Source organism: Morganella sp. GD04133, from assembly GCF_029835375.1.
Lineage (GTDB): Bacteria > Pseudomonadota > Gammaproteobacteria > Enterobacterales > Enterobacteriaceae > Morganella > Morganella morganii_B.
In genome coordinates, this window is the sequence record NZ_JAODZS010000045.1 from 1 (window position 1) to 20,111 (window position 20,111).

At 39.9% G+C, this 20,111-nt stretch carries 22 protein-coding genes; 13 read left to right on the plus strand and 9 right to left on the minus strand.

What is annotated here, in order from left to right:
• From N7387_RS18430 to N7387_RS18450, 5 genes are all read right to left on the minus strand, one after another.
• The coding region (locus tag N7387_RS18430; protein ID WP_279800617.1) for a S8 family peptidase at positions 1–1,756 on the minus strand (1,756 nt) is incomplete at its 3' end.
• A 2-nt stretch (positions 1,757–1,758) separates the two neighbouring features.
• Positions 1,759–2,883: an AAA family ATPase gene (locus N7387_RS18435; RefSeq protein WP_279800618.1), complete on the minus strand. Its 1,125-nt coding sequence runs from the start codon at positions 2,881–2,883 to the stop codon at positions 1,759–1,761.
• Positions 2,884–3,261: 378 nt separating this feature from the next.
• Positions 3,262–3,831, minus strand: a complete 570-nt coding sequence (locus N7387_RS18440) for a hypothetical protein (RefSeq protein WP_279800619.1) — start codon at positions 3,829–3,831, stop codon at positions 3,262–3,264.
• A 65-nt stretch (positions 3,832–3,896) separates the two neighbouring features.
• Positions 3,897–4,106, minus strand: coding sequence for an AlpA family transcriptional regulator (locus N7387_RS18445; protein WP_279800620.1), 210 nt, complete (start codon positions 4,104–4,106; stop codon positions 3,897–3,899).
• Between the two features lie 96 nt (positions 4,107–4,202).
• Positions 4,203–4,790 (minus strand): inovirus Gp2 family protein, encoded by a 588-nt coding sequence (locus tag N7387_RS18450; protein ID WP_279800621.1) that lies wholly within the window; start codon positions 4,788–4,790, stop codon positions 4,203–4,205.
• Between the two features lie 531 nt (positions 4,791–5,321).
• Between N7387_RS18450 and N7387_RS18455 the strand changes: the two genes are divergently transcribed.
• From N7387_RS18455 to N7387_RS18490, 8 genes are all read left to right on the plus strand, one after another.
• Positions 5,322–6,092 (plus strand): hypothetical protein, encoded by a 771-nt coding sequence (locus tag N7387_RS18455; RefSeq protein ID WP_279800622.1) that lies wholly within the window; start codon positions 5,322–5,324, stop codon positions 6,090–6,092.
• A gap of 43 nt (positions 6,093–6,135) precedes the next feature.
• The gene (locus N7387_RS18460; RefSeq protein WP_279800642.1) at positions 6,136–6,999 is read left to right on the plus strand and encodes a GTPase; all 864 of its coding nucleotides are present in this window, start codon (positions 6,136–6,138) and stop codon (positions 6,997–6,999) included.
• Positions 7,000–7,090: 91 nt separating this feature from the next.
• Positions 7,091–7,516 carry an antirestriction protein gene (locus N7387_RS18465; protein WP_279800623.1) on the plus strand — a complete coding sequence of 142 codons (426 nt, stop codon included), beginning with the start codon at positions 7,091–7,093 and terminating at the stop codon, positions 7,514–7,516.
• A gap of 14 nt (positions 7,517–7,530) precedes the next feature.
• Entirely contained in the window at positions 7,531–8,367 is an 837-nt protein-coding gene (locus N7387_RS18470; protein ID WP_279800624.1) for a DUF932 domain-containing protein, read from the plus strand.
• A gap of 210 nt (positions 8,368–8,577) precedes the next feature.
• Complete coding sequence (locus tag N7387_RS18475) at positions 8,578–9,261, plus strand: transcriptional regulator (RefSeq protein ID WP_279800625.1); 684 nt, start codon at positions 8,578–8,580, stop codon at positions 9,259–9,261.
• A 321-nt stretch (positions 9,262–9,582) separates the two neighbouring features.
• Positions 9,583–9,807, plus strand: coding sequence for a hypothetical protein (locus tag N7387_RS18480; RefSeq protein ID WP_279800626.1), 225 nt, complete (start codon positions 9,583–9,585; stop codon positions 9,805–9,807).
• Between the two features lie 830 nt (positions 9,808–10,637).
• A complete protein-coding gene (locus tag N7387_RS18485; RefSeq protein ID WP_279800627.1) occupies positions 10,638–11,084 on the plus strand; it encodes a hypothetical protein in 447 nt (148 codons plus the stop codon).
• Between the two features lie 232 nt (positions 11,085–11,316).
• On the plus strand, positions 11,317–12,183 hold the full coding sequence (locus N7387_RS18490; RefSeq protein ID WP_279800628.1) for a DUF2971 domain-containing protein: 867 nt from the start codon (positions 11,317–11,319) through the stop codon (positions 12,181–12,183).
• Positions 12,184–12,772: 589 nt separating this feature from the next.
• Here the strand turns inward: N7387_RS18490 and N7387_RS18495 are convergent.
• The 3 genes from N7387_RS18495 to N7387_RS18505 form a co-directional block, all read right to left on the minus strand.
• A complete protein-coding gene (locus tag N7387_RS18495) occupies positions 12,773–13,063 on the minus strand; it encodes a hypothetical protein (RefSeq protein ID WP_025153730.1) in 291 nt (96 codons plus the stop codon).
• Complete coding sequence (locus N7387_RS18500; RefSeq protein WP_279800629.1) at positions 13,060–14,187, minus strand: DUF4238 domain-containing protein; 1,128 nt, start codon at positions 14,185–14,187, stop codon at positions 13,060–13,062. Before N7387_RS18500 ends, N7387_RS18495 begins: the two co-directional genes overlap by 4 nt.
• A 1,039-nt stretch (positions 14,188–15,226) precedes the next feature.
• Complete coding sequence (locus N7387_RS18505) at positions 15,227–15,475, minus strand: hypothetical protein (protein WP_279800630.1); 249 nt, start codon at positions 15,473–15,475, stop codon at positions 15,227–15,229.
• 212 nt (positions 15,476–15,687) lie between these two features.
• Here N7387_RS18505 and N7387_RS18510 point away from each other — a divergent pair, with 212 nt between their 5' ends.
• From N7387_RS18510 to N7387_RS18530, 5 genes are all read left to right on the plus strand, one after another.
• Positions 15,688–16,377, plus strand: a complete 690-nt coding sequence (locus N7387_RS18510; RefSeq protein WP_279800631.1) for a hypothetical protein — start codon at positions 15,688–15,690, stop codon at positions 16,375–16,377.
• Between the two features lie 553 nt (positions 16,378–16,930).
• Complete coding sequence (locus N7387_RS18515) at positions 16,931–17,773, plus strand: hypothetical protein (RefSeq protein WP_279800632.1); 843 nt, start codon at positions 16,931–16,933, stop codon at positions 17,771–17,773.
• A 28-nt stretch (positions 17,774–17,801) separates the two neighbouring features.
• Positions 17,802–18,221, plus strand: coding sequence for a DUF1240 domain-containing protein (locus tag N7387_RS18520; protein WP_279800633.1), 420 nt, complete (start codon positions 17,802–17,804; stop codon positions 18,219–18,221).
• 261 nt (positions 18,222–18,482) lie between these two features.
• A complete protein-coding gene (locus N7387_RS18525) occupies positions 18,483–18,902 on the plus strand; it encodes a DUF1240 domain-containing protein (protein WP_279800634.1) in 420 nt (139 codons plus the stop codon).
• Positions 18,903–19,154: 252 nt separating this feature from the next.
• Complete coding sequence (locus tag N7387_RS18530) at positions 19,155–19,574, plus strand: DUF1240 domain-containing protein (protein ID WP_279800635.1); 420 nt, start codon at positions 19,155–19,157, stop codon at positions 19,572–19,574.
• A 23-nt stretch (positions 19,575–19,597) separates the two neighbouring features.
• Here N7387_RS18530 and tssD read toward each other — a convergent pair whose 3' ends face one another.
• Positions 19,598–20,074 carry a type VI secretion system tube protein TssD gene (gene tssD, locus N7387_RS18535; RefSeq protein WP_279800636.1) on the minus strand — a complete coding sequence of 159 codons (477 nt, stop codon included), beginning with the start codon at positions 20,072–20,074 and terminating at the stop codon, positions 19,598–19,600.
• Positions 20,075–20,111: the final 37 nt, after the last annotated feature.

Below are 20,111 nucleotides of genomic sequence, written 5' to 3' on the forward strand. Positions count from 1 at the left end.
CATGACGAACATCAGTTTCAAAAATCATAGTCATACAATTTGGGTCGCAATATAAATGGTCAATAATATCTCCTGGTCGCCCAAATCCTTTATAGTTAATAGTGCCCGTTGTAACCTTTCCTCCTAATAAGCTGGAATGAACCATCAGTGCTTTAATGCGTTCAGTTGGAACTTCAATTTTTCCACCTTGAGATAAAAAATGATGTAGATGAGCGGCTATACTCGCTGCGATTGGAGTGGCAAAACTTGTGCCAACAGTTTCGCAAAGTGTATTATTTGGTCCCAATGATAATATACCTATCTGAGCAAATGTACCTTTAGCTGTAATATTGCCCCCATAATGAGTAATCTCGGGCTTTGGAATACAACTAGGACCTGGGCCAATACGGGAGAATGGAGAGGCTTCATCAATACGACTCAAAGCTAATGGTGATTCCTTATGTGCTAAGCTACCGACTGTCAAAGCTCTGATGGAGTCCCCTGGTGAGGAAATTCGATTGATGCCAGCATGGGTTCTTGTTGTTGGCCATTGCTCATGATTATTTTGATTACCTGCCGCGACAACAAACAGGCACCCATATTTATCATGCATTTCATCCAAAAAATGAGCAAAATCAGAGAAATCGGTGTTATGGACAGGATCATTACCACCTAAAGAAAGATTCCAAACTTTAACCTGAGGATATTTAGGAACAATATCTTGGATAATAGCAACTAATTCGTCCTCAGTTGTCGTTCCACCTTTAGGGAATACGTTTACATCAACAATTCTGGCGTGTGTACTAGGGAATCGAGTATCTTGATGGTTTAAACTCTGACTATTTACAATTAATGACGCTACCATTGTCCCATGGCTATAATCTTCAAAACCATTTGGTACATAGCTTTCTCGTGCAATTACCCATGGAGAGATTAGTGAGCTATTAGGGCAAATACCGGAGTCAATAATGCCTACAATAGGATAGTCAATATCTTCTTGTGGGGCTGGAAATAACTGTTCATTAGCAACTCCTATTGAAGTATTTTGTAAATACATGTCACTTAGTTTGAATTCCGGTATGGTCGAAATAGAACGTAAACCTATAAATTTTGACAAGCGTTTTACTGTATCTTTATTTTCGGTTGCTATCGAAATAAGATCACTGTTGCTACCATAATTAAGCTGCTTTAGCTGAATATTATTTTCACCAGCAAATTTATCAAGTGCAGATTTTAGGGTTTTATTTTTATCATCATTTTGGTGGTCGAAGAGCCTAATTTTTAATTTTCGCCCTTGTTTTATAGCAGAAACGATATAGTTTAAATCATGATTACTTAAACGGTCATCTGAAGAAAATGGCTCTATTTTCTCAATAGCAGATATATTTGCTATTATCTTCTTACTTTCTCCATTGAGTAATCTAGACTTCAAACGGTTAAGGCCTTCCCTCGTTGCACTGATAAGTAATTCTCCAAAATCCAAAGATCCGACGATCGGACATGTTTTTGAAGTAAACAACCCCAAAGGGCGGTGACTTTTAGCCAGAGCTTCTTCTTTTAGAGTAACCTTTACAATCCCAGCTAAACCAGGCCAATCCTGAAACTGTTCGGAAAAATAATCTATAGACTCATCTGTTTGCTGGGCAAGATGAGCTCTTACTTCTTGAGTTGCCCCATCCCCAAATACTGTTTGAGGCCCAAAGCCCTCATAGTTAATTTTTTTGTGATCACTATTGCTGACTCGAACAATCTGGACTGGGTTATTTTGCTTTTCCATGATTAATTAGAATCCTTATTTGAGGTCAAAGTTGAAATTTTGCCTGTTGATAAGCCAAAAATTACCGACAGTCGCTCAATGGTAAAAACTTTGCTATTGATCATTCTGAGCTTAATAATTTTATCTTCATCACTAAGTTCTGAGTGGTTCAAAATATCTTGATATTGTTCCATTGATAACCCGATGATTAACTTATCGATATCAATTTGTTTTTGCCCTAAAAGAATTGCATTTCTAATTGCTGTTTTACAGGCTTGTTGTATCGTTGCACCACTCATTCCTTCCGTAGCATCAGCGATTCTTTTTACATTTTTTGGACAGAAATCTCCTAGAAATTGCTCTATCAAACAACATCTAAGTTCTTTGTTTGGAAGTGTTATTTTTAATCTATATGCAAATCGTCGCCATACAGCAGGATCAAGTAGTCCCTGATGATTAGTTGCTGCGAGAAGAATAGTATTTTCAGGTAGGGCATCTATATTTTGTAATAAGCTAACGACAACGCGTTTGAGTTCTCCCAATTCGTGCTGGTCATCTCTTGCTTTAGCAAAAGCATCAAACTCATCCAAAAATAGGACGCAAGGTCTGCTTGCTGCATGATCAAACAGACTACGTATATTTTTAGCTGTAGATCCCAAGAATGAAGATATCAAGGTATCACATCGAGCCGTGATTAGAGGGAGCTCAAGCTTTGCGGCGATATGATGAGCTAACTGTGTTTTTCCGCATCCAGGGGGCCCATATAACATCATCGATGGGGATATACCAACCCCTGCTTCAGCTAATAAATGAGCTTTACTAATGAAAGATAAAAATTCATCAACACTTTCTTGTATTGATGCAGGCAATAGGATGTGTGCTCCATCCAACGTTGGATACAATACGTCTCCTAAAGTTAGACGACTATCTTTATCTACCGGAACGACGGGTTCTAATTGCCCGTTTAGCCCAGCAGTAGAGTATTGAGTACTCAAGCTATTTAGCTTCTTTCTAATGCTTTTAGCTGATCTATCATCTCCCTCTTTCTCTAATTTTGATGCAAGAAGTTCAGAATAAGCAGTGACTTGCGTCAAATTGTTGCTTAGTGCCCCCTCGATAACCTTTAATAATTCTAATGTATATTGCATATGTTTGATTCATCTGATTGTCTCTGAATGAGCATACAATATAACAAATGAAAAAAATCATCAATATATGAAAATGAATTTAAAAATATGAAATAATTACAACGTTAATGAAGGTTTTGTGTTTTGGGAGGTTTTGGGAAAATAATTTGGCTTAACATTGATGTATTCCACATATCTAGTTAGGCAGACAGGTTTCTCTCCTGCGGTTAGAATGATTTCGGAGTATATTTTCTCATGGCAAACGATATTTTCGTTATGGTGCAGGCTATACTTATTGTAATAACTGATTGCTGATTCCTTACCACAATTATTCAGCTAACGGTGGTACAACTAGCTACTGAAAATTTATTTTACTCAAGGGGAAGTTTATTTTTTTATCTAACCAAACAACACATAATCATCCATGATCCTCGTCAGTCCCCAGTTCTCCATTTTCCTGCCAATGATCCACTCCACCAGCTGTTCTTCAGTTTTCATCTTCAAGGCATTCAGCCAATCATCTAACGGAAAACCTAGCATCAAATCATACCAGCACAACCACATCAGCTTGGGACGTAGCTCAGGGCCATTGAACTGGTTAAACAGACTAATAAGTTTGTTGGCAAATGAACGTTGTCCAATCCTCACACACTCGCTGAGAAAGATACCCTCCAGCATCGGATGGTAGCTTAGCAGGCGGTTATCGACGATTAAGCTGACATGAATGTCAGCTTGGACAGATAACGGCTCAAGAAGCGTTTTACCGTGTATTAAACGATACAGGCATACGGGCACAACAGCGGGTGTGCTGTCGCTGTCCGGAAAGCGAATGTTCGCCACCATCAGCTGGTGGCTATTCTTGATTAAGGGATGGCACACTCCCTGGAAAACGGCGAGTTTGGTAAGGCCGTTCAGCCAGCGTTGGTAATGGCGTAGCAATGTCTCATGTCTGGCATGATATTTTTTCATGGTGGAGTTTCCGAAGTGGTTTAAATGGTGGTGTGGTTAGTGCAGAAAAAGCAGTGGAATGATGGTTAAGCTCTGGAGTCAGCAATACGTGCCTGTAACCAATTCTCGACTTCGCTCTTTAACCAGCGAGAACTACGACCCAGTTTGATTGGTTTCGGAAACTCACCATCCTGGATGAGTTTATAGAACCATTTGTCAGATAATCCGGTTAAATTGGTAATAAATTTCATATCAACAAATTGGTCTTCTAATAACGAAATAGTTTGTGTGGACATATTTAATCCTCTGTCTTTAAGTTAAAAGGCAGAAGGGATATCGAGAATGAAACAGGGATATCTCTTCTTCAGAAGATATCCCCTTGTTGTAAAAAACTATCGACTACAGCCGAATGAACGTTCACCCTCTCCATAATGTTTAGTGTGGTGTTTAGCTAAATAAAGACACCGTTCATTTAATGCAGAAATTTGATTCTCAATTTCAATCGAATTGGCATTTAACCAATATGTTGGATTTTCTGGGAAATGGACTAAATAACGATTTTCAGGGTAGGGGATATTCATTGCACTACACCAAGCCTGTTGTATTAATATCCCTAAGCAGACATCATTCTGATTGAAGTTACCCAGTCCCTTATAAATATCCTTATTGACCATCAATAAGATGTGATAGTGATTTTTATTATTTATCTCTCCAACTTCTTTCACCCAAACATAATGAATTTCACTGGCACAGCGTCTTTCCCATGATTTAGATTTACGAGTTAAATCTGCCTGTATCTTTGCTTTTAACGATTCAAAGAATCGAGTGATAACTTTTGTATCATCTGAGTGGGGTATTAATAAGTTAGGAAAACGAAGATCTATTCTGATTGCAGTAACTCGAGATTGGCTAGCTAATGACTTTCTGATGGCAGAATTGATTTTCTTAATGTATTCATGATTGTATTGCTCAATAGGCATGTATTACTCCTTGATGGATTTAATGACATACCTAATCTCATGGATGTAAAAAATAATTATTTATCTGAAATGATGGATAGGTGCATAGCCGCCTATCAAGATGAGGGGATAGTTATTTTATTGGATATACGAATGGATAGGATTTTTAATGATTGGTGGTGACAAGGTAACAAGACCTTCTTCTTTATAAATATATTACTACACCAACACATTCAACGTTGGTTTGAGGTTTCTAGCCGTTTAAAAGTCTGGTGTATGGACAAAGATTATCACTTCAGCATACTCTGATATTACTTCTGTTCTCTTGAAGTTAGGCCTAATGAATTTTCTATGAAAAAAATGTTGTTTTTATTGGGTTTGCTGAGTGTAAATGGATACTTTTAATGACACTATATCACGATAAAGTCAACTTGATTATCACTATTTAGTCAATGCATTTATCATTACTTTAACAATGAAATTCAAGCTAAGTTTTATGAGGTGTGGTATAAGGTATGAGTGAAGCGCTTAGGATGATTTTGAGGATGGAAAATGAGCAAAGAAAATGGAGTGATAAATAAACACGTATATGAATACATGAAAAAAGACAAAGTTTTTTGCTATCTAGTATGGAAGATATTCAGTGATATTAATCTAATTAATGCGTATTATATGGCATCTGAAAGCTCGAATAATAAGCTTTTAAATTATACTGGATTTATGGATTTATATAAAAAAATATGGAATCCACTTCATCTGGAATGGGAGTTTCAACCAGAAAGCCATGATGGTCGTTGCTATATGGTTGTGAGTTACACTAATTTGATAGTGAGCAGGCTTTCACTATATGAATATAATTATGAAGCAATAATATTTGCTAATCTCATTGGGTATTTAAAGTCTATTTATATAAAAGATCTGTATAATAAGGATTATTTTTCTTGGTTGAAAGTTAAAGATGAAGAGTCCTGTAAGTGGGTTTATAATTATTTGGTAAAATCAGAGATTATAAAAAAGTGTGACTTTCATGACAAAGAAGAATTGTATCTTTATTGTATCGTAGGATTTTATCTTTGGAATGTTTCTAGTGAAGAAAAAAATGGAAAATATAAAAAATTGATTTTAGCTAGAAATGAAAGAAAATATAGGAAAAGTAAAAAAACAAAAAACAAGCCAAAACTGAGCTTGGCGTTAAAAAAAATCCTTCCAAAAGAAGCGTATTCAAAATTAACTATCATTAGCCAGAGTTATCAAATAGAAGAAAACGAACTGCTAATTAATTTGATTGACAACGAGTTCAATGAAATAACAAAAGAAATTTAAGATATATATCATCATTGTGAACTTAGTCAATTAAGGCATTATGATGAAGACATTAGAACCGCATTTATCCTTTCTTCCGGAAAGGATAAGAGAACATTTTTTATCTCAATTTAACGCACTGATAAATTACTCCCCCACCATTGGCCTGATGGGTAAAACTGGTGCAGGCAAATCCAGCCTGATTAACTCGCTATTTCAATCGCCATTATTCCCTGTCAGTGATATTTCAGGCTGTACCCGCCAAGCCCAGCGCTTCACCATGACGATGGGTAGCCATGCGATGACATTTATTGATTTACCCGGCGTGGGTGAAAGCCTTGAGCGGGATCGCGAGTATCACTCGCTGTACCGTAACTTGTTACCAGAGCTGGATTTAATCATTTGGGTCCTGAAGGCCGATGACAGAGCATGGTCTTCCGATGAGCAGTGTTATTGCTTTCTCACGGAACAATGTGGCTACAAACCCTCACATTTTCTTTTTGTCCTGAATCAGGCGGACAAGATAGAACCCTGCCGTGAATGGCATGTTGAGTGTTGCCATCCATCGCCTCAACAAGCTGCGAATCTTCGACAAAAGCAAATTGCTGTGGTGGATGCATTTAAGCCGGTTAATCCGGTTATCACGGTCTCTTCCACTGAACGTTATCAGTTACCCCTGTTAGCGGAGCATCTGATACGGGCGCTACCCACACAGGCCAGCAGCGGGGTTGCCAGGCAACTGAATACGACGTATCGCACAACAGCGGTTGAAACCTCTGCTCGCAATGATTTTGGGCAATGTGTCAGTGAGCTGGTGGATTCACTGGTTGATATCATCCCATTACCAACCGTGGTGAAAAACGCCGTCAGTGCTGTCAAAAACACGTTGGTTTCTGTCGCCAAGTCTCTGTGGAATTGGTTCTTTTAGTTTAGCGCTTCACCTTTAATTTATCACTCAGAGCGTCAGTCCTTCATCGGACTGGCGCTTTTTTGTTTTCTTTCTTTTCGGAGTTCAACCTATGAATACTCAGACTGACTATCGCGTTGCCGTGAATGTGGTTTCTGACGAACAACGCCTTGATTTTTGGTTCAACCATTTTGGTGGAGTAAAAGGCTGGGCCACTTTTGAAGTGGTGACCTTCACCACCATGGGGCAGTTTTGTGAGGCCTATAATGGCGGCTATTGGGAATATTGCACGCTGTCCAATGGTGGAGCCTTTATTTATCCGGATATCTCAGAAGCGGCACTCACTTTGTTCAACATGCATAACGGCAATGAAGCACAAGTCAGTTGTGAAGCCGCTGGCATTGCTGTGTGCCTGATTTTATACAGCATCTGGTCATTTCAAACCAAAAGTGAAGTGATGTGTGACCGCTTTTATCAGCTGCGTGACTACGCGCTACAACATCCCGAATCTGCTGCCATTTTCCATTTAATTGATTAATTTGGAGTTTTATCATGAGTTTATTAGCCTCTCGTTTTGGCTCTGCCAACAGTATTCGCCGTGAGCGTCCACTCACTATCGAAGAGTTATTCCGTATCGTACCGAGCGTGTTTTCTGAAGAAAAACACGATTCCCGCAGTGAACGGTATACTTATATTCCCACCATTACTTTGTTAGATAGTTTGCAAAAAGAAGGCTTCTATCCGTTCTTTGCCTGCCAGACTCGTGTGCGTGATGTGAGTCGTCGGGAGCATACCAAGCATATGTTACGCCTTCGTCGTCATGACCAAATCACAGGTGTACAGGTTCCTGAAATTATTTTGCTCAATAGCCACGATGGTTCAAGCAGTTATCAAATGTTGCCGGGATTATTCAGAGCCGTGTGTGCGAACGGTTTGGTGTGTGGCGATGTGTTGGGGGAAGTACGTGTGCCTCATAAAGGGGATGTGGTGGGTAAAGTGATTGAAGGCGCGTATGAAGTGCTGGACACCTTTGAGCAGGTCGCTGAAAAACGCGAAAGTATGCAGTCATTATTGTTACCCCCTCCAGCTCAGCAAGCTTTTGCGGAAGCGGCATTGACCTACCGCTTTGGCGAAGAGCATCAGCCCGTCACACGGGAGCAAATTCTGCAACCGCGCCGTTTTGAGGATAAAAAAGAGGACTTGTGGACGGTGTACCAACGTTTGCAGGAAAACCTGATTAAAGGAGGATTATCAGGCAGAACCACAAAAGGTAAACGAGCCCGTACCCGTGCCGTGAATGGAATTGATGGTGATATCAAACTCAATAAAGCCTTATGGGTGATGGCAGAGACGCTTTTTACCCAGTTGGCTCCCCGTTTGCCAAACTAATTTCCCCTCTCTGACAGGTTGTGTCAGCGCGTTTCACTGGTTGATTATGACGAGTGGCGATATTCCCTGATTTATGAATACGTTATCTCAGTGAGCTTATTGGCTGATTTCAAAAAGAATTTTTCCTCAACGGACATAACCTGTCCACCCCCTAAGTTAAACTCCGTACTTCTCCATCTTATTACCTCTTGAGTTCAGGAACGCCTCACTATGCTAAAGGCACACCGAAAATATGACCGGATGGCGGTCAGGCTGTCGTCATTAATTTCCCGCCTGATGGCAGGGGAAAGCTTATCGCTTTGTGCACTGGCAAAAGAGTTCGAGGTTTCTTACCGGACCCTGCGACGGGATTTGCGGGAGCGATTAGCCTATCTGGATATTGAGTGTCTGAATGGGGCTTATCGTCTGCACCCCGATACGTTAAAAGCCTACCGAGAGAAGGATGTACTGACCTTTGTCCGGCAGACAGGTATGACCCGTATCTTTCCGGGGCTGGACAGTCGCTTGCTGGGGTTGTTGCTATCACAGCGGCAAAATGCCCCCTGCATTATCTGGCACCATGCACACCGAACCTCTGCCGAACATTCGGACAATTTCTATCAACTTATCTATGCCATTACCTGCCACCAGCAAGTGGTCTTGCTCACCGCAGAGCAGCGGTTCAGTCCGCTGTTGCCGTATCAGTTTATTTACCGCGAAGGCCTGTGGTATCTGATTGCGGAATATCACCGACAAGTGCAAGTCATTTTGCTCGATGAAGTTCATCAGGTGCAGCTACTGCCCGTCACCTTTAAACCCCGTGATGACATTTTCCGGCTTTCTCATCAAAACAATTTTATTGCGGCACTTCCGCATTTTCGGTTGTTCAGCCAGCTAATGGCACCGTTGAGTTAGTCCCCATACCAAGGAGTTTTTATGACCATAACCCGCATTTTTACACAGGTTAACGCCCCTCATCAGCCATGCCCTGATTGTGGCTCGACTGAAGACATCATTCCGTGGGGTAAGGGCTGGATGTGCCGTGATTGCGGCTATGAGTGGGACTGCCCACAAACCGAACGTTAAATTTCAACAATATTAAACAGGACAAATATGAACACGCTAAACAACACACGACGAGGGATTGAACGTATTTTCTTGATTATCAGTATCGTACTGATACTGGGTGTCACGCTATTGCTGCTTACGCATTTTAGCATCTTAGGGTATTCCAGAGTGGCATTACCGATGACGCTGGTGTATCTGCTGCTGTATACCTTGGCGGTTGCCGTTCCGCTGGCGTTAGCCCAATTAATACTGTGGATTACCTATGGCTTTAAAGGCGTCACGTTTGAACTAACCATTCATCCCAAACATCCTGCTTTCCTGATTTCCCTTCTGGCAGGGTTGAGCGTTGCCAGTCTGGTACTGAATAACCTGTTGTGGCTGTTTTATGAATAAGGACCACTGCTTGTTGGCGTATCTGCGGTTATTGGCATGGCATTGGGCATCGGGCTGTATAAAAGAAGTCTTCCCGTGTTAACCCAAAAGCTCACTAAAGCACATTCACAAAATAACTGAAAACCTATTCGCCTCACCAGGGCAAAACAGCCTGTTCCCGCTGATGCACAGCGAGTTACGGCAACTATCATTAATGACCTATGGAGTATTCAATGAAGAAAATCATACTGACCACCCTGTTGTTATCAGGGTTAGGTTTATCACCGCAAACATTTGCCGCTAATCCAGTAGCAGAAGCGATATGGGGACAACGGTAAAACGTTATCGCAAGTGTGTGGAGGTCAAAATAATACCTGCCGGATTGTCGGACAGACTAAGCACTATGCTGCAGTGTTGAATAATAAATCTACGTCGGGTTGTGCTTTTGGGGATTTCTATATCGTCGCTATCACCGATCAACGCTGGCAACAACGCGATACCGGAACATGCAGCCCGAATGCCTATACCCAGAAAGGGACGATTAATAATGGTCAGTATTCTTCGGTTGATATAGTCGTCGGTGGTAACATCGTTATGCGTTACCCGATAGGGTATTGGTCGGCACAAAAAGAGTATTCAGGTAAAAATAAACCGAGGTGGAAGCCTAAGACTTATGGGCAAGGAACGTATCAGCTAGATCCCAGCATTACAGGGCCTAAGTATGATCCCTCCGCTTTTGAGCGTAAGTGGTAATTTAACCTATTATACTATTCAACAATTAAATCAAATACCTTGCTGATAACCGGCAAGGTATCCATCTTCTTCTTTTTTTTATTAAGGAATGTGATGATATGCAAAAGCTAGCTGTATTACTTGTACTTTTATTTTTATCGGCGGGCGCTCACGCTATACCGAATGTTTGGTCTTCTTCCTTTGCCCAAGGTTTTACTGAATACGGCATAACGAACAATAATGGTTATAGCATTATCATTGCTTGCAATTCGTTTGTTGAACCAGATGACTATGCAGAGGCTATCGACCATGGCTTTCATGTTTATAAAAATAATAAGCCTATTGAAGGCAATATTGAGTTTCTGATCGATGGTTCGTCTTTCTTCGTTCCAGATGGCACTAAGTATCGATTTGCAGCAAATGCCTGGAATGACTTGATGACTGAGTTAGGGAAAGCGACAAAATTTGAAATCTATATTGATGGGAAGTCTGGTGGAGAATTCACACCCAGTGAAAAAAATATAGATAAAGAAATACCGGATGGGTTTTGCTGGGCGATGTTTTAGGTTTTTGTTGGCTTAGCCGAGGTATGTTAGTTAAGATTCGAGCTGATACTTGTTTTAATCAAATTATCCGCTCTGTACCATGAAGCGAACATTGTTAGATTCATAGTGAACCATTCAACTTGGAGTAAATCAGCAACATACTCCTAAGCTATTTACTATATTAAATCAGTCATTTATGCTATAAAAACACCTTAAATTAGTGCGTAGCCGTGTTTAATGTTTTGGGAAAAAAATGACTTTAACAGAACTAAAAGAAACATGTATTTTTAGATATAGAAACTTCAATAAAAATACAAGAAGAGAGGTAGTTGATTGTGAAATGTGGCATTCAAATGTCGATGGATTAAACGACCCTTTCGAATTTCCTATTATAGCTAACTGGGATGACCTACACAGCAAAGATAAGGCAGTTTTAGTTAATTATGCTTTGAAATATAAATTTTTAAGTGCACTTGAATTATCTAAAATGTTCATAGACGAAAAAAATTATGGTGTAGAGGCTATTTACAGAATAATATCAGAAAATCTAAATCGCTCAATGATAGATTTAAATGACTATGTAAATACTTTGTTAGTCTGTTGCTTCAGTAAAAATATGGAATCACCGCTTATGTGGTCACATTATGCAGATGGGATGAGAGGGGTGTGCATTGCATATAACAGGAAGTCCATTGAAAACCATGAGAAGTTTAATTTACAATCGGTAGTGTATAATACTCACCCTATAAAGTTCAATGATGACGATCTAGAAACAATTCCAGCCGTTGATGAGTTCAATTCCTACGATTTTAAAAACTCAGAGCATATTTTAGTTGAAGGGCGATTTATGCGATTGAAATCCCAAGAATACTTATTTCAAAAACATATAAGCTGGGAGTATGAAGGTGAAGTAAGAAATATAATTGACCCCAATGCAAGATGTAATGGACAGCTGGTATCGTTCCCTAAGTCGGCTATTAATGCAATTATAATTGGATATAAAATATCTATACATAATATAAATCGAATTATGAAGTTTTGTAAAAATAATCATCTTTCAATGTTTATTGCTTATCCGGATAAGACTAACTATAAAGTTAACTTTAAGAAAGTCATTTAACAGTTTGACTGTAGTTCATGAGGACGGATTAGTCCGTTCTTCGCTCAAAGCGGATCGTGAGCTTGCCTTAAAATTAATTCCCTCGCTTTAAAGCTCATACCAGTAATGTCTTCCCTCAACTCAACGAAATAGTGACCACTGCAGATCCGACATTACCGTTTTTCGAACCTCCGCAGAGAAGAAGAAGGGTTATTACAGAAATAACACAAAAAACGGCGGATTGTTGTAATTCGTGGATTATTGCGTATAAAGCTAAATTTAGGACTGACTGAGCCTTAAATGGCAAAAAAGAGGAATGGAAAACTTTTTTCAGTTTTTTTACAGGGCGGCCTTAAAGGCCGCATGCAAAACAGTAAATACCTGCATATAACCAAAGACATTAAGGAGAACAATATGTCTACATTCGTAACTGCAGTATTTGCTGTAATCTATACCCTTATCGCCATCGGCCAGTTAATCTGGACGATTGTGGTCACTTATCGTGGCCTAACCTGGTTTTTGACTAATTTTGATGACCTTCCTCATATCTGGAAACGAAACTGGCGATTTCATAGACGTTTTATCCTCAGATGTATCTGGAAGCGTATTTTCAACCACTGATAACGTTATCCAGGGGCATTCCCAGCCCAGCCAACCAGCATAAACAGCACCAGGTGGAGAATACTATCCGAGTCTGGCCGGATTTCCACTTGCGGACGGTACGTTCGTCCACATTCAGCCGGTTGGCTAGTTGGATGTCAGTCAGGGGAATCAGCCCCCGGACGAAAGTGATTTCGCGTACTGTGGGGATCTGCCAGTCTTCTCCGCTGACCAGTGTGTACCCGTTGAATTTCCCGGTTTCAATCAGTTCCCGGATACGCAGCTCATTTTCTGGGCTCATAATGAATACGGCTGCAGAGGCTGCCATCGTTCAGGGTCTGCCGGTGTATAGTAATATTGGTGATTATTTTCCTGCAGATCGAGGTATTTTTCAACGTCGCTGAGCTGATAAGCAGAATAGAAAGTGCTTGAATTTCCCACGTTGTACATATCGATGGTGCTCATGATATTGTCTATATAATCAAAAGAAACTTTGTAGAAATTTAAATGGCGATCGTCGCAACACTTCAGTAGTTCAGGCCGTGGAGAAAAAACGTCTATCCGGGGACAGAATGTTAATGGTGAACCAGTAATAAAACACAAAGTGAAATTATGAGACAATGGCAGATATATTCTGTTCTCTTCCGTGTACAAACAAAATATATTCGGGGCTATCGCAATGACGGGCCTGGGGTCGGTACTATCAAAAGCGTGGCCGGTATGTATTATTTCAATCACGCTTGTCCGACTGAATATTTTATTTCGAAAGACATTGATCATGTCATAAGGCGTGGGTTTATTGAGAATAGCCAGCAGGCTGAACAAAGTAAAAATCGCCCGACACTTATCCTCTCTGGATGAGGACGAGTTGGCTACGCGAAGTAATTTTTGATAAAAACTATCGTTCATCAGTGTGGGCTGGGTGCCAGGCAGTGACTGAATGCTTTTTATATATTCTTCAAAATGCATTTCAATGTCACGATGAAAGTGGTCAAGAAGATCCTGTTTGTAGGGATTCTTATTCTGGGGATTATGTAAATTTAAAAGTAGCTGCATTACTGCAAAGCTGGTCAGGGTCTCAAATGGGAAATCACCGGGCTTAGTCAGACGAAGTCGTGAAAAATTATGTTCGTGAATAATGTCGTTCACTACTGCGGCCGTCAGCCGCTCATAGACCCCTAGTTCGTCTTCGATGTCAAAGGCTTCCCCAGTTTTGGCATCGATGAGCCGAAAGAGATTTTTAGCGACCGCGACGCTGGAAATTGGAAGAGGCTGTTCATACAGGACGTTATCTCCGGAACGCGAAGGGTATACCGTATGGCACCAGACGCGCTGCTTATCCTTCGGGCTAAGTGCTGTGTCGTCGCTGCGAAAGTTCCTGAGTACCCATTGAGAAAGTATGTGCTGATTTTTTGTAAATGCCATTTTTCACCTTATATAATCCAGGCGCATAGGGATGGGAGCCGGTCTTTAGAATTCGTCATCAAAATCATCATCCTGCCTACGAGTTTCGTGGGTTCAAGTGCCGTTCTGTGTCCCGACACCCTCATTTTCGAATCAATAAAATGCTTTTCAAAAACCCGGATAAGTGAATTATTCCTAGTTACCCTTATTTTTGTCGGACATTATGTGCTTTCAAAATCCCGCCATTGGCCATAATACAGCTCAGTGCCAGCCCGTAGGCTGAGCAGGAATTCAGAAGCACGGTTGTCAAATTCGACCAGTAGCGTTCAGATCCGTACTGCTTCTGTAGATAAATGAATCGCTCTCATTTCGGCAGCCAGCAATCCAAAGGTCCACTTCCTGGCATTCATCCGGAAATTTCATCACCTCTTTACCACTACGCTGTTCTGGCATCAAACTGGCCGGAGTGTGGGTCAATGTCTTCCAGCTCTCCATCTCTGCTTCGCCACAGCGTAACTGACCCTGGGATCGCAGCTTAGTAAAATGAGCTGACCATGACCCCGTTGATTAATACACAGTTATGTTGGTAATTCCTCTATTGACTCTGAGAGCAACTGCGAATTTCTGTTTTTTTCCCAAAACTAACTATCAGACTAGATTGTGGTTTATCCAATAATAAATTTCAGATTAAATTTGAACTCATCCATATCAAAGATGACCGTCATAACGGGCGGCCTATTTTTAATCTGACAGAGGATCCACTTGATTTTCTCTAATAAGATTACGCAACGCAGTACGTGCTGCAGCGGCCTCTGACATTCCGTTAAGATCTACGTTAGATTGCCCGCCTCTTATTCCAAACACTGTGACCATACCATCTTCACAGAAATATTCAGCCTCATACAGAAGACCATCTTTCTCTACTTGTATATATGACATAATTCCCTCACTTGTAAAAATTAGAATATAAAATCATTTATATTAGCCCCTAACAACCAATTCTAGGGTCGTTAGTGAAGATAGCTTCTAGTTACCAGAAAGAAGATAGGAGCATGGATTATTAATATCTCACATTCTCTAAAATTGATTTTAACAGCTCGATGGTTCTCCAGATGTCATCATGTGTATCACCATCCCAATCAGGAACAGTGGCCAACTCAGCTTTGAGCTCTTTTATCAAGATATGTGCATCGGCAACTTCATCCTTTCGACACTTTGATGCGATACGAGATATCGCTCTCGAAGGGAGGTTTGAATAAGGAAAAAAAACTAGGTGCTCCGCTGCAATTAATTTTTGTAATTTACGCATATGGTCGGTATCCCCACTCTTTGTTCAAGCCAGCCTCTTGAATTTTGTTTACGGGCAGCTTAGTTCAAAATAGGACATAATACATCTCTATTTGAATGCCAAAATTTAGTAAATATTTTAATTTCCTATAGCATTCAAGGTGTGTTGGACATAAAAAACCTTTCATGATATATGGTTAAACAATAGTCATGAAAAAGTTAACGGGGGAAGTAATGCTGACGAGTGATAAAAAAGAGCGGAATGGGCTCCCTAGCAGTTACTGCCATCGCGGCGATGAAGTGAAGTCTGCCATAGTTAGGGATTATATTATTCAACCAGTGGCCCATTTGAAGTTGATCCCTGGGCAGGTGAAGACAAGTTATTCCAACTACCCTCTTAGGGATCAGTACTATTGTTTTTCTTTCCAAGGCCGAATAGAAAGAGAAGACAAAGGCGCTTTTTTCTGTGGAAAAGATGTTGCCAAAGATTTTATTCGGCTGATCAATGGAACTGAATTGCCTTTGTTTAACCCACTAAAATCTGAGGGCACTACAAGTGGAAGCAGTTCAGGTTCATCACCAGGATGTTTCAGTACAGGTATCAAACCAAATGCAGATAAGAAACTCTTTATAGATGCAGCAAGGTTGCTGATGATGTTATGGGACTCCACCAGTAAAGGCCAAACTCCGTTAGCGTATGTTCTAAACGAAGCTATCACTGACGGTATAGATAAACGCCCAGAATTTAAGCATGTGCTTAGCGTTAATACAATGTTGGGAAATACAAATAATACCCTTACAGACTTACTCGCCGAGGCAAAAACTAAATATCCGAATGTTACATTTAGGGATTTTGATTTCTCACCTCTGAACGAAATCGTAAAACGCTCAAAGTACTACGACAAGCATGCTCCGTGCTACTAAGCTTCCACATGCTCAACTAAAATTGGCCACGGTTTCCCCATCATCTATCTCCTACATCTCCACCTCAAAATCCAATCTGGGGGCATTAATGGGGGCACTGCCATTTATCCAATTCAATAAATCTATTTAATATCAACTACATTACCCATCAAATGCGACTCCTGTGATCTCCGCCAATCAGATTCAATATACCTCCGCTGAAATTCATTAAAGACCCTATTCCTCGCTAAATAACCAGACTCCTGAGAAATTTGTCCGAAGTCTGCAAAAATAATCTCTTCCCATTCGAAGCCGGATGCAGATACCGGAAGTCACCCGTGAGGAACCACGGAAAGGTTATGTGTATCCTTATTTCTATTACCCGATAACACGTAATCAGCGTGCGCTTTTTTAATGATAAGAATTAAACGAAATAATCCTGCAGGCGGAAATCATGGCGTATTCGTGGCAGTAACATGAAATGAAGTACCGGCGTTGCGTTAAAGCGGAATCAGATTAATTTGAACGGTGTCGTTCTGTATTATATCCTAAGCGAAATTACTAAGGGGTTATAATGCATTATAAGAATTACACCGGAATTATTAACGGGCTTTCAAGAGACGCAAACGATCGGAATGAATTGGCAAAAATTCGGAAAATAATGGATGAGACCGAGGATGACGATAATATTGCCGCGCTGATTACAGTTGAGGAAGCGGAGTATGTTTTAAAAAACACGAATACATCAAATCCTTTTTCGTCGGCAAAAGATGCCGTATTTGGTGTTGGTGATTTTGTTTCCAATTTTGCCGGTAACGTTTATGAATCAGCCCGTCTTTCCCGTATTATTCATGAATTCGGTGGTCTTGGTGTTAAAGCCACTGAGTACGTCGGGAAAAATGGTAATGTATATATCCGTCTGTCCGGTCGTCCTGGCGTGAGGGCTTTTCTTAACGGGACCAAGTATCTGGCTGATAACGCAAAAATATTGTTTATGGGCATTGGAACCCAAGGGCAGAATGATGTTTCAATCAAAGCAACCCGGTTTTCAATTGTGTATTCTCTGGCGTATCGTGTGGTTGAGCTGATATTTAAAGATGAATATACGCTGACGAATTTTTTTGTGAATGTGACAATGGATATGGCGAAGCTTATAATAAGCATAAAGTTAAGTGCGGTGGCTGTCCCTATATTGATGACCGCTGCTGGAATTGCTTCCGGAAGTATTATCGTTGTATCTGCGGTAATATTTATTGCTGGTATTGGTATTTCGTATTTATTATACGAGATTGACGATTATTTTGGTATAAGTGAGTCAATAATCAGAGAGCTTAAAAAGCAGCGCAAACCACGGACCGATGGTGAAGGGCGGTATCATGCTGATACCTTTTTCACAAACCTTCACCGGTTCGGCTAATTTCTTATTAACGTTAACAGGTGCTTAAGTGAGTGATGTCAAACCAGTAAAAGTGTATTTTGTTTCCGCAATGTTTTTTTTTATTGGCGTATTTGGAGCGTATGGATCACTAAAAAGCTATATAGATTACTTTATTAAAAACGATATTATCTCATTTTCATTCCCCCTGGGGATCTTTATTTTTTCGCTTCCTTTGTTTTTGTGGTTATCATATTTAATGATTATATCTGGGTATCGAAAACAAAACGGGAAATTAAAATGGAAGGCAAAGCCGAATAATAAAATTACCAATTCACTTGCGGCAATAGCCATATTCGGAATTGTTTTTAGCTTCTTTTTTTCCTTTTATGTTGAGTATGATTTAACATCACGCGGTTATGTTAAATGTCATAAAAAATCCATTCATGCACCCACAAAATATATTGTTTCAAAGGATATGTGTGAATAACACATATCCTTTATCATTGCCGGTTAAATCAGTTCGCTGTTAATGCTGTATATTGAGGTAATTTCTTTCAAATGGTATTATTATTTCGCTTTTATTATATGAACTGGATGAGCAGTTCGTTATAAGTGAATCCATTATCAGAGAGCTTAAAAAGCAGCACAAACCACGGGCTGACGGAGAGGGACGGCATCATGCTGATACCTTTTTCACGAACTTTCATCGGTTCGGTTAATTTTTTTACTACTTTCAATAGGTGCTGCTGTGAGTGAGATAAAACCAGTTAAAATGTATTTAGTTTCAGCTTTCCTTTTTTTTGCTATAGGATTTGGCGCATATTTTTCGGTACGTGGTTATATTAATTACTTTCTTAAATCTGATATAATTTCATTTTCATTCCCACTGGGATTCATTATTTTTGGCTGTCCTTTACTTGCGTGGGCTTCATATTGGATGATTATTATCGGGTATCGCAAACAAAAAGGGAAATTAAAAAAAAAGATGAGAATAAATAATATAATCACCAACTCACTCGCGGCAATAACCATATTCGGGATTATTTTTAGTTTCTTTTTTTCCTTTTATGTTGAGTATGATTTGACATCTCGCGGTTATGTTAAATGTCATAAAAAATCAATTCACGCACCTACAAAATATATTATTTCAAAGGATATGTGTGAATAACACATATCCTTTATCATTGCCGGTTAAATCAGTTCGCCGTTAATGCTGTATGTTGAGGCGCTGGCTTTCAAATGGTATTATTATTTCAATTTTATTATATGAGCAGTTCGGAATAAGTGAATCTATTATCAGAGAGCTAAAAAAACAGCACAAACCACGGGCTGACGGAGAGGAACGGCATCACGCTGATACCTTTTTCACGAATTTTCATCGGTTCGGCTAATTTTTTTACTAACTTTAACAGGTGCTATTGTGGGTGATGTTAAACCAGCTAATATGTATTTAGCTTCAGCTATAATAATATTTTTTTTACCGATTGGCACATATATTTCGGCAAGTAGTTATATTAATTACTTTTTTAAATCTGACATTATTTCATATTCATTTCCGCTGGGATTGATTATTTTTTCCGTTCCTTTGCTTGTGTGGGTATCATATTGGATGATTGTAATCGGGTATCGAAAACAAAAAGGAACATTTAAAAGAGAGATGAAAATAAATAAGAAAACAACTAACTCACTCGCGATGATGTCCATATTCGGAATTGTTTTTAGCTTCTTTTTTTCTTTTTATGTTGAGTATGATTTAACATCACGCGGTTATGTTAAGTGTCATAAAAAATCCATTCATGCACCTACAAAATATATTATTTCAAAGGATATGTGTGAATAGCACATATCCTTTATCATAGCCGGTTAAATCAGTTCGCTGTTAATACTGTATGTTGAGGTGCTGGCTTTCAGGTGTTCCCTTGAAATGGACTGGTATCTCATTCTGACGACTTGATAAGGGTCTTCGCTGCCTTCACTGACTAAGTTAGCGTTAACATCATCAACGCTAACCAGTGATGCGCCGGTCAGCTTATATGTGGCGTAGACTTCAAGTTGTCCGTGCTGGCTTGTCCGGTAGCATTTGAAAGTCGCTTCCAGTATTTCGTTGTTATCAACACAGGAGTAAAGCAGGGGAAACGCTTTATCCATCGGTTTGGTGAATATCAGTTCTTTGTAGGTGGCATTTTGCGCCCGGGATGCTCCTGTGTTTAAATTAAGTACCAGGATCTCATCTTCATGTCCGGCCTGATAACGGTTTCCTATTGAATCAACGGATGAACATCCCGCAGAAATCAGTCCCTGAATTTTACCGGTTAACGTCAGATAAATCGGATGTGCCATAAAAGCCCTTATTTAAAAATGTGATGATCGATGGTTC

What these genes read in the sequence shown, in the direction of transcription:
- N7387_RS18435 (WP_279800618.1), bottom strand. Translation starts at nt 2,883, where the DNA reads ATGCAATATACATTAGAATTATTAAAGGTTATCGAGGGGGCACTAAGC.
- N7387_RS18440 (WP_279800619.1), bottom strand. Translation starts at nt 3,831, where the DNA reads ATGAAAAAATATCATGCCAGACATGAGACATTGCTACGCCATTACCAA.
- N7387_RS18445 (WP_279800620.1), bottom strand. Translation starts at nt 4,106, where the DNA reads ATGTCCACACAAACTATTTCGTTATTAGAAGACCAATTTGTTGATATG.
- N7387_RS18450 (WP_279800621.1), bottom strand. Translation starts at nt 4,790, where the DNA reads ATGCCTATTGAGCAATACAATCATGAATACATTAAGAAAATCAATTCT.
- N7387_RS18455 (WP_279800622.1), top strand. Translation starts at nt 5,322, where the DNA reads ATGAGCAAAGAAAATGGAGTGATAAATAAACACGTATATGAATACATG.
- N7387_RS18460 (WP_279800642.1), top strand. Translation starts at nt 6,136, where the DNA reads ATGAAGACATTAGAACCGCATTTATCCTTTCTTCCGGAAAGGATAAGA.
- N7387_RS18465 (WP_279800623.1), top strand. Translation starts at nt 7,091, where the DNA reads ATGAATACTCAGACTGACTATCGCGTTGCCGTGAATGTGGTTTCTGAC.
- N7387_RS18470 (WP_279800624.1), top strand. Translation starts at nt 7,531, where the DNA reads ATGAGTTTATTAGCCTCTCGTTTTGGCTCTGCCAACAGTATTCGCCGT.
- N7387_RS18475 (WP_279800625.1), top strand. Translation starts at nt 8,578, where the DNA reads ATGCTAAAGGCACACCGAAAATATGACCGGATGGCGGTCAGGCTGTCG.
- N7387_RS18485 (WP_279800627.1), top strand. Translation starts at nt 10,638, where the DNA reads ATGCAAAAGCTAGCTGTATTACTTGTACTTTTATTTTTATCGGCGGGC.
- N7387_RS18490 (WP_279800628.1), top strand. Translation starts at nt 11,317, where the DNA reads ATGACTTTAACAGAACTAAAAGAAACATGTATTTTTAGATATAGAAAC.
- N7387_RS18495 (WP_025153730.1), bottom strand. Translation starts at nt 13,063, where the DNA reads ATGAGCCCAGAAAATGAGCTGCGTATCCGGGAACTGATTGAAACCGGG.
- N7387_RS18500 (WP_279800629.1), bottom strand. Translation starts at nt 14,187, where the DNA reads ATGGCATTTACAAAAAATCAGCACATACTTTCTCAATGGGTACTCAGG.
- N7387_RS18505 (WP_279800630.1), bottom strand. Translation starts at nt 15,475, where the DNA reads ATGCGTAAATTACAAAAATTAATTGCAGCGGAGCACCTAGTTTTTTTT.
- N7387_RS18510 (WP_279800631.1), top strand. Translation starts at nt 15,688, where the DNA reads ATGCTGACGAGTGATAAAAAAGAGCGGAATGGGCTCCCTAGCAGTTAC.
- N7387_RS18515 (WP_279800632.1), top strand. Translation starts at nt 16,931, where the DNA reads ATGCATTATAAGAATTACACCGGAATTATTAACGGGCTTTCAAGAGAC.
- tssD (WP_279800636.1), bottom strand. Translation starts at nt 20,074, where the DNA reads ATGGCACATCCGATTTATCTGACGTTAACCGGTAAAATTCAGGGACTG.